This is a genomic window from Collinsella tanakaei, from assembly GCF_016902615.1.
GTDB classification, from domain to species: domain Bacteria; phylum Actinomycetota; class Coriobacteriia; order Coriobacteriales; family Coriobacteriaceae; genus Collinsella; species Collinsella tanakaei_A.
The window spans coordinates 55102-67372 of record NZ_JACJMB010000012.1 but is presented as its reverse complement, the minus strand read 5'-3'; the positions used below and the strand labels follow the sequence as shown (position 1 = coordinate 67372).

The window sequence follows — 12271 nt, the reverse complement described above, 5'->3', positions numbered from 1 at the left end:
GCAGGTCAAGCTGAAGGGCCTGACCCCGGCGGAGTTCCGGGAGCAGGCCCTTCGGAAGGCCGCGTAGCGGTTATGATTTATCGCGTCCAAGATTTGGGGCGCAGTTCAACGACGTGTGACACGGGGCCCCTTCTTTTTTCGTCAAGGGGGCTCCGTCCCGGAAGCACGATTCGGAGCGGTCGCCTTACCACCCCGAGCTGCTCACTATTGACGGTATTAGGCCCCTCATCGGACGACCCCCTCCCATCGCCACCATCACGATGCGAAAAGCCCTGTTGAACGCCGATCGGACAGGCAGCTCTGTCGCGAGGCGCCGAGACAGGAACCTAATACCGGCGTAGGCGAGCAACGGGCGGGCGCAGACCCTCCCCGCGACGCAACCGCCCCGGCCATCCAGCGCGGCCGAACCTGAGAAGCGACCCGAAGATCGGCGCCGCCCATCGCGGATCTTGCCGCACTCAGTCGCGGTCGTCCAAGCTGTATCTCAATACCACGCGGATGGGAACCAGTCTCGCGGCCGCATACGCAAATCCCGCTGCCCGCAGCGCACTACTCCGCCTCGACGCGATAGAGCCGCATGTCCCCTTCGGCAAGCACCGGTGTGAACCCAGGGGTCTCATCGTTGATGAGGTTGATGCCTTCCCAGCTCTCCTTGCCATAGCCGTTCAGGTAGAACGAGCCCTTCTCGTTCATGTCCTGCGGGCCCGCACCCTGATCGAGCTGCAGCACGTAAGCAGCATCCACCTCATCGATGGCCACACGGACCGCAGGGTCGGTCGCGAGCTCCCGCGCATGCAGGCAGATCTCGGCGACCGCGGGGTCATCGGGCGGGTTGTACTGTTTGAACAGCAGGTTCAGATCGTCGAGAGCGTACCCGAACACGCTGCCGTCATAAGGCTGGTTCACGATGACGGCGTCGTGGCCGACCTCATCGGCCACCCGGTCCAAAAATGCGCGCTCCGGGGCGTCGAGCGGGCCGGTCTCGCCGTACTCGCCACATCCGTACATGTCGCGCATCTCATACATCACCGCATCGTAGCCATAGGACTTGTACTGCTCGGGCAAAAACCTGACCGGGCGGCTGTTGAGCACATACATGCCAGCGAGCACGACGCACGCCACGAGGCCGCAAACGACGGCGGCCGCGCGCGGAAGCGCACCCGCCTTCTTCACGCAGACGAGCTTGCGGGCGATGGCGTAGATGGCGCCCACCACGTAGTCAAGGCCCACTGAAAGCGGCACGATGGCGAAAACGGCGGCAGCAGCAGCAAGACGGTGGTAGTCGTTGTACCAAAATCCCGTGAGTGCCTCGCGCAGCTGCCCGCTGAAGCTGATGGCCACGACATAGAGGGCGACCGTCAGCGCGTACCCGAAGGCGACCCAGCGGCCGCGGCGCTCGACCACGAGGCCCAGGCCGCCCAGCGCGACGATGAAGCCGGCCATGAACTGGGGACGCTTGATGACGAACGAGAAATGGAACGCCCACTTGAGGGCCTGCAGCCAGTTGACGGGCGTGTCGCGCGGGTAGGTGACGATCGGCTTGAAGAACGGCAGGCAGAGCAGAGCGACCCAGATGGCGACGATCAGCAGGGCGCACCCGAGCGCAGCAAGCACGGAAAGCCCCCGGCTCGCCCCGGCGGCGCGCGCCCAGCGGGCCGCAGCCACCAGGCAGCACGGGATGAGGAACACGCCGGCGGAGAAGACGCCGTTGGGCTGCGCGAGCGCCAAGGAGATGCCGCCGATCACGAACAGGATTGCCGCGCGGATGCGGCGGGGGCGCTCGGTTTCGGTGTCGACCAGCACCACGAACACCCCCGCGACCGCCGTCATGAGCGAAAACGACAGGACGTTCGGGTAGAGCGGGCCGAACAGCATGATGCGCCAGGGAAAGTACGCGATCATCGTGCAGGCGAGACATCCCAGCACCACCCGGCGCGGGCGGGTCGGGAACAGCGCGGCGAGCAGGACGAACATGCTCAGAGGATACGCGACGCCCTCAATGGCGACCATCGAGGCGGAGATGGCCATCGGCACGGACGCCTGGCAGGTGACGCCGATGAGCGCCGCCAGGCAGTGCCAGGCGGACGGGTAGAACCCACCTGCGAGCGAGCTGTAGACCCCGGTGTCCATGAAGGTGCGGACCCGGCTCATATGGAAGGCGTTGTCGTAGTTCTGCGAGAACGCGTCGGGACTGCCCAGGCTCGGCAAAAAGACCGTCGCGCATGTCACGAGCCCGACGATGACCGCCACCGAGGCGGCAAACGCCGCCCAGGAGATGTCATGGCCGAAAAGTGTCAGCGCCCGCTCCCGGAGCGGATGGACACGCGGGGCGCGCCCGCGCACATGGGCACCCACCGCCGGAGCGCCCGCACGCCCCCGCTCGATACGGCTCCGCACGAAGGCCCCGGCCCCGAAGATAACCGAGGGGACCGCAAACAGCGTCACAGGTCCGCTCGGCATGCCCACGATGGCATAGGCGCAGCCCAGCATGCCGTAGACGGCGCACGTGATGAGCGGAGCCAGGGCGATCGTACCCACCCCGCGGCAGCCGAGCACGCGAGCAGCAAGCGCTCCGGGCAGCATGAGCAGGATGATGGCGACGACACAGGAGAGCATGAGATGAGGCATGAACGCATTACCCATTCAACGGTCGGTTGCAACGAAACATGGACATATGCTGCACGAAAATCTTGAAGACGACGACGTTCGCAGACGCCGCACAGCATATCGTGCAGGCATACAGGTATTATTATGCTTTAGGAATCGTCTGCAAAGTCGCAGACGGCCATCCGGGCCACCAGATTCCAGAGGTGCCCGCGCGCCGTCCATGCCTAAGAGACGCCACGCGAACGCCCGGCGAGTTCATCTCGCACGAAGCATCCGACCCCACAGGGAGGCTCAATGAAGAATATCCGCACACCGAAACTGCCCGTCGCATCGCTCATCGCCTGCGCAGGCGTCGCGTGCGCCCTCATGGCCACGCCCGCCCAGGCCCTTGCAGTCGACTGCGGCGCCAAGAACGTCATCCCCGACAGCGAGGTCCACAACCATATGAACTACAACGGTTGGACCCGCGCCGACGATGGCGAGATGTACTGGTACGACTACGGCATCCGCGCTGAGTACAAGGAGGTCTACGATCCCGAGACCAACGCCTGGTACTGGTTCGACGCCGACGGCACGCTCGCCTTCGACAAGGACGTGCTCATCCCGGGCCTCCTGAAGTGGGTGCGCTACGACGAGCGCGGCCACATGATCTACGGCGAGGACACCCGTGTCTCCCCTATCGACGGCGAGGAGCACACCTGGTATTTCGACACCTTCACCGGGGAGATGCTCAAGGGCTTCCAGAACATCCCTGACGGCGAGGGCGGCACCAAGACCGTCTACTTCGAGCCGACCGTCGGCTGGATGCTGTTCGGCACGCAGGTCATCGACGGCGTCCAGTACGAGTTCGACCCCGTCACGGGCGCGCTGCAGCTGGGCATGGTGGGCGACGCGACCGCCGAGGAGGCGCGCATCCTCTCCATCGCGCAGAGCAAGCTCGGCTGCCCCTACAAGCACGCCGGGCTGGGCCCGAACGAGTTCAGCTGTGACGGCTTCACCTACTGGGTCTACAACGAAGCCGGCTATCAGCTCTGGGAGTCGATGGCCGATACGTCCTACGTCGCCCAGTCCAAGTGGCTGCGCGAACACGGCAAGCTGAAGTACAGCACCGACGAGCTCAAGCCGGGCGACATCCTGTTCTTCGGCCCCTCGTGGGATAACCTCCGCCACGCCGGCATCTACCTCGGCGTGAACGAGGAGACCGGCGTGCAGGAGATGATCCATTCCGCCGGCCACATCGTCAACGGCGTGAAGATCGGCGTCACCATCGGCCCGCTCGACTACGACTTCATCGGCGGCGGCTCCCCCATCCACTAGCCAGCGCCGACAGCCTGCATACAGCAACGCGTGCCTCGGTCTTGCCGGGGCACGCGTTTTCGTTTGGTACGGGGCGTCCTCATCGGGCGCAGGAGCGGACGATGGAGCAGATGCGGTCGACCTGATCGAGAGCGAGGTCGGCAAACATCGGCAGCGTCAGCACATGCGTGGACACATGCGCGGCGATCGGCGTCTCGTAGCCGTCGAACAAACCGCGGTAGCAATCGAACTGCGTGGTGAGCGGGTAGAAGTACTTGCGCGCGTAGATCTCCTGGGCACGCAGGGCCGCGTAGACCTCGTCACGCGTCGCGCCGAACGAATCCTCGAACACCACGGGCAGGTAGCAGTAGTTGGACTCGATGCCCGCAGCCGGACGGTGAACGACAATACCGGGCACGTTCTCAAGGTTATCCCAGTAGCGTTCGGCAACATGGCGGCGCTTCTCGATCTCGTCGGGCAGGTGGCGCAGGTTGCAGATGCCCATAGCCGCACAGAACTCGTTCATCTTGGCGTTGCCGCCCGCGTACTCGACCTCCTCGAGGCCGGAGATGCCGAAGTTCTTCCAATGGTCGAGCTTCTCCTTGAGCGCAGGGTCGCGATAGCACACCGCACCGCCCTCGATGGTGTTGAACACCTTCGTCGCATGGAACGAGAACATGGAGGCGTCGCCGAACATCGCAGACGATACGCCGCGGCGGCGCACCCCGAACGCATGGGCGGCGTCGTAGATCACCTTGAGGCCGTGGCGTGCGGCGATCTCGCCGATGGCGTCGACGTCGCAGAGGTTCCCGTAGACGTGCACGGGCAGGATCGCGCAGGTCTCGTCGTCGATCAGCTCCTCGATCTTTGCCGGATCGAGCGTGTAGTCATCGGGCTTGATGTCGGCGAACACCGGCGTGAGCCCCTTGCGCACGATGGCGTGGGTCGTCGAGGCGAAGGTGAACGGGGTCGTGATGACCTTGCCATGCAAATCCATCGCCTCGAGCACGCACTCAAGCGCGTTGTGGCCGTTCACGAACAGCGTGATGTTGTCGACATCGAGGTAGTCGATCAGGTCGCGCTCGAGCTGCTGGTGCTTCTCCCCCATATTCGTGAGGAAATGCGTCTCCCACAGCGGGGCGATTTCGTTGACGTACTCCTCGAACGACGGCATCGACGAGCGGGTAACGAGGATTCTCTCATCAGACATAGCGTCTCCTGTCAGCTTCGGGTGTCCCCATCATACGCCCGCGGACGTGTCCGCACCGCGACGGCGGCGCGCCATGCCCTTGAGCGTGTCGAGTAGATACGAGAGCTCCTCCACGTGGAAGAGCTTGGAGAGCACAAGGTAGAGCGCCATCATGGCCGCGCACTGGGCCAAGATGGTGAGCGGGGCGGGCAGGCCCAGCAGGATGATCGGGTACACGCAGGCGCCGCACACAAGCGACAGGATGAAGGCCGGCGCGATATCGCGCAGCTGTTCGGTATAGGCGTAGCCAAGCACGCGCTTGGACGGGCTCGCGTTCACGAACGTGCAGATGACGCCGCTCACGGCGTAGCCGTACACGATGGCGGTCAGGTCGTGGAGCACGAAGGCCGTGAAGCAGATGATGGCAAGGCCGATGATCTTCTTCACGATCTCGAGCTTCAAGAACAGATCGCTGCGGCCCACGCCGTTGAAAGCCTGCAGGTTCGTGCTGTGGATGGGCAGCAGCGCGTAGACGAAGCAGTACACCTGCAGAAACGGCACGCAAGCCGCCCACTTGTCGCCCAGAAGCAGGCGCACGATGGGGTCGGCAGCCACGGCGAACAGCGTCATGGCGGGCATGATGAAATACGTGCTCGTCTTGAGCGCGCGCCGCACGAGGCGCCGCACGCGGGCATGGTCGTCCTGCACGTGCGCCACCGCGGACAGCATCACGGGCTGCACCGCGCCGTCGAGCACGGTGCCGAGCGCCTGCGGGTACTTCTTGCCCTGCGACACGAACCCGAGCTGCGTGCTGTCGAAGAGCTTGCCGATGATGAGGTCGGACAGGCTCTGGTAGAGCTGGTCGAGCAGGCCCGAGGCCAGAAGCTTCCAGCCGAAGCGGAACAGGTGCCGCGCGCGGTCGCGCTCGAATACCAGATGCGGCTTCCAGGGCACCTGCAGGGCGAGCACGATGCACTTGCAGAGCTGGTAGAGCAGCTGCTGGATCACGAGCGCCCAGATGCCGCCGCCGGCGAGCGCCACCCCGATGCCGATGGAGCCCGACACGACCGCGGCGCTCACCGTCGAGCGAAACGTCTTGTAGAACTCCAGGCGGCGTGCCACGATCGCCTCCTGGATGGCGTTGTAGGAGTTGACGATCAAGATGAGCACGAGCACGCGCAGCGGCGCGATGATGCCGGGCATCCCGTAGAACGCCGCGACGACCGGGGCAAAGGCGAACACGAGCGCATAGAGCACGAGCGAGACGGCAAACGACATCCAGAACACGGTCGAGAAGTCGCGCTCGGTCACGTCGGGCGCCTGGATGACGGCGGTGTTCAGTCCCGACTGGACCACCACGTTGCCCACGTTCACGAACACGAGCATGATGGCGAGCATGCCGAACTCGTCGGGCGCCAGGATGCGCGCCATGACGATCTGCACGATGAGCGTGATCGCCGCCGACCCGCCCTGCTCGAACAGCTTCCAGAACAGCGAGCCGATCGTTCTTTCCTTCAAGCTAGCCATGGACCGATAACCGAAAACCCTTTCGTTTGGCAGGGGTGACGATGCGCCGTCAGAGCCTGCAGTATACGTTGAGTGCGAGCTTGTGAAGCGGGCGGGCGTAGGTGTAGAGGAACAGGTCGATGCGAGCGAGCGGCCCCTCCATCTCCAGGCGCTCGGGCCAGCGCGCACGCAGCGTCTTCAGGTCGCGGATGTCACGGTAGTACGCGTAGTGAATGCAGTCGATACCGCGCTCGATGTCGTCGTGGAAGACGCCGCCGGTCTCCCGATCGGCAAGCTCGAGCAGCTCGACGCGGTTGTCGTGCTTGCGCTTCGCCACCTTCGCCGTGTTCGGCCCGAGAAGCATCGTGCGGTTCACGGAATTCTTCGACAGCACGCGGTAGGCGCTCATGACGCGGTCGATGTAGTAGATGCCGCCGTCGATAAGGCCGAAGTGCACGAGCATCTTGTGGTCGCCGTCGGCCGGAAGCGGGAAGAACGCCGACCCGTGGTAGGCCCGCATGGCCTCGGCGCGCACGAACAGGCTGTTCGTCGCGTAGCACTGGGAGCGCGACACGATGTCGGCAAGCGCGATCATGCAGTCGCCCTCGGCGTAGCGCACCGTGGAGATGCGCCGCTTCGTGGCAGCCTGGACGTTCTCGTTGGCGTGCACGCACGCGGCGATCTCGGGACGCTCGGACATGACGTGCAGCTGCAGGCGCAGCTTCGTGGGGTCGGTCCAGTAGTCGTCGCCCTCGCACATGGCGATGAAGCGGCCGCGCGCCAGCGGGACCAGGAACTGCCCCATGGGGCTCACACCCCGGGAGTACTGGTTCTCCTCATGGGTGACGATGCGGAACAGATCGGGGTGGCGCCGCTGGTAGTCGAGCAGCACCTCGGTCGTGCCGTCGGTCGAGCAGTCGTCGTTCACGAGGATCTCGATGGGCACGTCGACGTCCTGGGCCAAAAAGCTGTCGAGCGCCCCGGCGATGTAGTCGATCTGGTTGAACGTGATGCACAGGATGCTGATGACGGGTTCGGGCGCGAGCAGCTCGGCGTTCTCGATGACCTTCATCGCGTGCCCTCCTCGGCCGCCCGCCACGCGGAAAACGTCGGGTGGACGCGGTCCTTGTCGGACAGCACCGGCTCGACGTCGGCCGGGATGGGCCACTCGATGCCGATCTCGGGGTCATCCCACATAAGGCCGCCCTCGTCGTTCGGGTGGTACTCGTCGTCGCATTTGTAGGCGAACGTCGCGGTGTCGCTCAGCACGAAGAAGCCGTGGGCGAACCCGCGCGGGATGAAGAGCTGGCGATGGTTGTCGCCGGTGAGGACCGCTCCCTCCCACTTGCCGAACGTGGGGCTGCCCGGGCGCAGGTCGACGCACACGTCGAAGACCTCGCCGGAGATGACGCGCACGAGCTTCGCCTGCGGATGGTTTATCTGGAAGTGGAGGCCGCGCAGCACGCCCTTCGAGCTGCACGACTGGTTATCCTGCACGAACTCGGCGTCGATGCCGCCGCGCACGAAGTCTGAGCGCTTATAGGTCTCCATGAACGAGCCGCGCCGGTCGCCAAAGGACGTGCAGTCCACCAGGACGACCCCCTCGATGCTCGTCGGGATGAATGTGAAATTACCGGACGTTACCGACTCTGCCATAGGGTCCCTCCACCTCGAATGTACCTATGACAGTATACGCGCCGGAGATTCGCTCCAAAAGATATGCACGGCGCCGCGCGCGTCCGGCCTTCTCGCAGGTGTGCTACCATCGATTCTGTACGTCTCGCATCGGACCCGCCATAGGCACGACCCCCTGCTCCCGCAAGGTCTTCGGAGTCCGGAGCGCAATCTGAGGAAAGAAAGCAACCCCACGATGAAGATCCTGGCGGTCATACCGGCCTATAACGAGGAAGCCTGCATCGTCGACACGGTCGAATGGCTGCGTCGCGAATGCCCGGATATCTCCTATCTCGTCGTCAACGACGGCTCGAAGGACGCGACGGCGGACCTGTGCCGCGCGCACGGGTTCAGCTACGTGTCCCTGTCCATCAACACGCGGCTCACCTCCGCCTTCCGCTGCGGCATGAAGTACGCCTGGCGCCACGGCTTCGACGCGGTCGTGCAGTTCGACGCCGACGGGCAGCACCTGCCCTCCTACATCCCCAAGCTCGCGGCCGCCATGGAGGAGCACGACGCCGACATCGTCATCGCCTCGCGCTTCCTCGACGGCACGAAGCCGACGGGCGCGCGCGGCGTCGGGCAGCGCCTGATCACGGCGCTCATCAAGCTCACGACGGGAATGACGATCACCGACCCCACGAGCGGCATGCGCATGTTCAACCGCTCGATGATCGAGCACTTCGCCAAGGATTTCGATATCGCGCCGGAACCCGACACCGTCGCCCTCATGGCGCGCAAGGGCAAGACCATCGTCGAGATCCCCGCAAAGATGCAGGAGCGCCAGGGCGGCACGAGCTATTTAGACCTGCCGCACATTGTGAGCTACATGGGGCGCACGTGTCTGTCCATCCTGTTGTTCCAATGGCTAAGGTAGGTGTGCCGTGTCCCTCGCTCTGAGAGCCCTGCTGGTCGTCGGCGCGATTCTCGCGTTTCTCTTCGTCGCCCAGCGCATCCGCAAGTCAACCGTCCTCATGGGCGACGCCATCTTCTGGGTGGCGCTGGCCCTCCTGCTCATCATCCTGGCGGTCTTCCCCGACATCGCGTTCTTCTGCTCCGAGCTGTTCGGCATCGCGAGCCCCTCGAACTTCATCTTCCTGTTCGTCATCGTGGTCCTCATGGCGAAGATGTTCGCGAACTCCTCCGAGATCTCGCTGCTCAAGCACCGCGTGAACGAGCTCGCTCAGGAGAACGCCCTGCTGGAGCGGTCGCTTCGCGACCGGCTGGGCGAAATGGAGCACGACCTGGAGCGCGAGCACGCACGGCACGGCGAATAGCGGCGATCATGCGCCGGGCGCATCGGCTACCGCTTCGCCAAAAGGTATGCGCCCTCCGCCACGCTGAACAGATGGGGATGGCGCGCGAACAGCCACACCGCCACGCGGTTCGCCACGGCATCGGAGACGGGGCGCGTCGGCGTCGCCAAGGGATCGCGCCGCCAGCCGGGCAGATTGGCATCGAGCCAGGCGACGTAGTGCTCCCGCTGCTCACGCGCGACCTTCGCGCCGTCGCCCGCGCAGGTGTACATGAGGTACCACACCACGAAGCGGATCAGGTAATGGCGCACCATATCGGACACGGCGAGCCCATGGCGGGCGAGCTCGGCGAGCAGCGCATCGAGCGTACCCTCGAAGTTCAGGCCCGCCGAGGTGCGGTGCGCCGTCGACGAGACGCTCTCTGTGTTGTAGAACCAGTTGTAGACCACCTGACCGAGCACGACCGTCTTGCGCGACAGCTCGACGGCGGGCAGGGTGAACACGAGGTCCTCGCCGATATTCGTGTCGAAAAAGGCCAGACCGTGGTCGCGCACGAGCGAAGTGCGAAACAGCTTGCCCCAGGCGGCGACGATGGCATAGGGCGCCCAGGCGCTCGCGGGGTCCGGCACGATCGCGTCGACGACCTTGCCGGCGCCATCGGGGCGCTGGAACCCCGCGCACACGAGGTCGGCGTCGACTGCGAGCGCGGCATCCACCAGGGTGCGCACCGCTCCCGGCTCGAAGAAGTCGTCGTTATCGGCAAACATCAGATACGCGCCGCGCGCGAGCTCGATGGCGCGGTTGCGCGCCGACGCGACACCGCCGTTCGGCTTGTGCTCCACCCGCACGCGCCCGGGATACTCTGCCGCAAACCTGTCGAGCAGGGCGGGAGAGCCGTCGCGCGAACCGTCGTCGACCGCCACGATCTCGAGGGCAGGATAGTCCTGCGACAAGATGCTCGTCAGGCAGCGGGCAAGGTAGCGCTCCGCGTTGTAGACGGGAATGAGCACCGATACGAGCGGTGCCGCCGCATCACAGGTCATTGCTCTCGGTTCCCTTCGCGTAGAAGCGCTCGATGAGCGCGGCGATCGGAGCGGGCCAGAAGCGCTTGAGCATGGCGAGGTCCTCGGCATCGCGCTGGTGGTTGGCGATCAGCTCCGAGGTGGCCGACTCCTCGTGGATGCGATGGTGCATGCGCACGGCGGGGTCGTACAGAAACGAGCCCTCGAGACGCGAGAGCGACTCCCACGTCGCCCAGTCGAGGTTCGATTTCATGCCCACCACGAACGGGGGCATCGGGCAGCGCTCGACGTTGAACGTCACGGCGGGGCAACAGATCGCGGAGCCGAAGCGCAGGGCGGCGCGCTTGCGCCAGCGTGCGCTCGCCTGCGCGGGCGTGCACCGCAGCGGACGCAGCAGGGTGCGCTTCACGCACAGCAGGCGGTTGTCGTCCACCTTCTCGCCGGCGCGCAGCTCGCCGTAATCGCTGAAGTAGATGATCGAGGCGGGATCGGCCTCGAGCGCAGCGACCGCCGCCGCGGCATAGCCCGGCTCGTAGGTGTCGTCCTGGTGCGCGATCGTGATGAAGCGCGCGTGCGCCTGGCGGTATGCGAAGTTCCAGTCCTGTCCGATACCGGAGGCGCCGGTGTTCACGTACACGGGAAGCCCGTACGACCCCGCGACGTCGGAGAGCCATGCGCTCGGCGTCGACGTCGCGATGAACACCTCGCTTCCGTCCATGGTCTGCGCGGCGAGCGAGTCCAGGCACTCCGGCAGATACGGGCTCTCACCGTAGGCGCAGACCGCGAACGCGTGCGTAATCCCCGCTGCCGGCATCAGGCACCGAGCTTTCCGAGGTTGGCCATGAAGCTGTCGAGCGCCACGTCCCACGGGCGCATCTCGTCACCGATCGTCTGCGCAAGGTGTGCGTTCGCGAGCGCCGAGTACGCCGGGCGGCGCGCCGCATCCGGATGGGCCGCCGCATATTCCTCGGAGGTGCACAAAGACACGATGTCCGGGTCGTAACCGGCACGCTCGACGATGGCGCGGGCGAAGGCCGCCCACGAGCAGATGCCGTTGTTCGTGCAGTGGTAGATGCCGTAGTCGTCGGTCAGCGCGATCTTCAGCAGCTCGTAGGCAAGGTCGTTTGCCGAGGTGGGGTTGCCCAGCTGGTCGTCGACCACGGTCAGGGCGCCGAGGCTGTCCGCCAGGCGCAGCATCGTCTTCACGAAGTTCTTGCCCACGTACCCGTAGAGCCACGCCGTGCGCACGACGAACGAGCGGTCGCAGGCAGCGCGCACCGCCCGCTCCCCCGCAAGCTTCGTTCGGCCGTACGCGGAGATAGGGTCCGGCTCGTCGAGTTCGGTGCGCTCGCCCGGCTCCGCGCCGGAGAACACGTAGTCGGTGGAGACGTGCACGAGCTTCGCGCCCGTGGCTGCGCACGCGCGCGCGAGGTTCTCAGCGCCCGTCGCGTTGACCGCGTAGGCGAGGTCCTCATGGGCCTCGCAGCCGTCGACGTTCGTATAGGCCGCCCCGTTGAAGACGATGTCGAAGGCCTCGCGCGCGAACAGCGCATCGACGGCCGCCGCATCGGTGATGTCCAGGTCGGCGACGTCGACCGCCGTGATGTCGGCATCCGCATACGCCTCCGGGATGGGGCCGATCTCGGCCGTGCCGCTTGCGAGCAGGCGCTGCAGCTCGTGTCCCAGCTGCCCGTTGCACCCGGTGATGAGAATCCGCATCG

At 65.4% G+C, this 12271-nt stretch carries 11 protein-coding genes; 3 read left to right on the top strand and 8 right to left on the bottom strand.

Features of this window, described 5'->3' with window-relative positions:
- Window positions 1–549: 549 nt before the first annotated feature.
- Window positions 550–2628, bottom strand: coding sequence for a DUF6541 family protein (locus tag H6A21_RS05840; RefSeq protein ID WP_204561264.1), 2079 nt, complete (start codon window positions 2626–2628; stop codon window positions 550–552).
- 273 nt (window positions 2629–2901) lie between these two features.
- Here H6A21_RS05840 and H6A21_RS05835 point away from each other — a divergent pair, with 273 nt between their 5' ends.
- Window positions 2902–3924, top strand: a complete 1023-nt coding sequence (locus H6A21_RS05835) for an NlpC/P60 family protein (RefSeq protein WP_204561262.1) — start codon at window positions 2902–2904, stop codon at window positions 3922–3924.
- 79 nt (window positions 3925–4003) lie between these two features.
- On the opposite strand, the gene H6A21_RS05830 is transcribed toward H6A21_RS05835, so the two are convergent.
- From H6A21_RS05830 to rfbC, 4 genes are read right to left on the bottom strand one after another with little or no spacing between them, the layout of a single operon-like run.
- Entirely contained in the window at window positions 4004–5113 is a 1110-nt protein-coding gene (locus H6A21_RS05830; protein ID WP_204561260.1) for a DegT/DnrJ/EryC1/StrS family aminotransferase, read from the bottom strand.
- A gap of 30 nt (window positions 5114–5143) precedes the next feature.
- Window positions 5144–6619: a lipopolysaccharide biosynthesis protein gene (locus tag H6A21_RS05825; RefSeq protein ID WP_204561258.1), complete on the bottom strand. Its 1476-nt coding sequence runs from the start codon at window positions 6617–6619 to the stop codon at window positions 5144–5146.
- Between the two features lie 49 nt (window positions 6620–6668).
- Entirely contained in the window at window positions 6669–7670 is a 1002-nt protein-coding gene (locus H6A21_RS05820; RefSeq protein ID WP_204561256.1) for a glycosyltransferase family 2 protein, read from the bottom strand.
- Complete coding sequence (gene rfbC / locus H6A21_RS05815; RefSeq protein WP_204561254.1) at window positions 7667–8254, bottom strand: dTDP-4-dehydrorhamnose 3,5-epimerase; 588 nt, start codon at window positions 8252–8254, stop codon at window positions 7667–7669. The genes H6A21_RS05820 and rfbC overlap by 4 nt, the downstream gene beginning before the upstream one ends.
- A 214-nt stretch (window positions 8255–8468) precedes the next feature.
- Between rfbC and H6A21_RS05810 the strand changes: the two genes are divergently transcribed.
- Window positions 8469–9149: a glycosyltransferase family 2 protein gene (locus tag H6A21_RS05810; RefSeq protein WP_204561252.1), complete on the top strand. Its 681-nt coding sequence runs from the start codon at window positions 8469–8471 to the stop codon at window positions 9147–9149.
- 7 nt (window positions 9150–9156) lie between these two features.
- Window positions 9157–9549 carry a DUF2304 family protein gene (locus H6A21_RS05805; protein WP_204561250.1) on the top strand — a complete coding sequence of 131 codons (393 nt, stop codon included), beginning with the start codon at window positions 9157–9159 and terminating at the stop codon, window positions 9547–9549.
- Between the two features lie 26 nt (window positions 9550–9575).
- Here the strand turns inward: H6A21_RS05805 and H6A21_RS05800 are convergent, their stop codons facing one another.
- From H6A21_RS05800 to rfbD, 3 genes are read right to left on the bottom strand one after another with little or no spacing between them, the layout of a single operon-like run.
- A complete protein-coding gene (locus H6A21_RS05800) occupies window positions 9576–10571 on the bottom strand; it encodes a glycosyltransferase family 2 protein (RefSeq protein WP_204561248.1) in 996 nt (331 codons plus the stop codon).
- Window positions 10561–11364: a glycosyltransferase family A protein gene (locus H6A21_RS05795; RefSeq protein WP_204561246.1), complete on the bottom strand. Its 804-nt coding sequence runs from the start codon at window positions 11362–11364 to the stop codon at window positions 10561–10563. The genes H6A21_RS05800 and H6A21_RS05795 overlap by 11 nt, the downstream gene beginning before the upstream one ends.
- On the bottom strand, window positions 11364–12269 hold the full coding sequence (gene rfbD, locus H6A21_RS05790; protein WP_204561244.1) for a dTDP-4-dehydrorhamnose reductase: 906 nt from the start codon (window positions 12267–12269) through the stop codon (window positions 11364–11366). The genes H6A21_RS05795 and rfbD overlap by 1 nt, the downstream gene beginning before the upstream one ends.
- Between the last annotated feature and the right edge of the window lie 2 nt (window positions 12270–12271).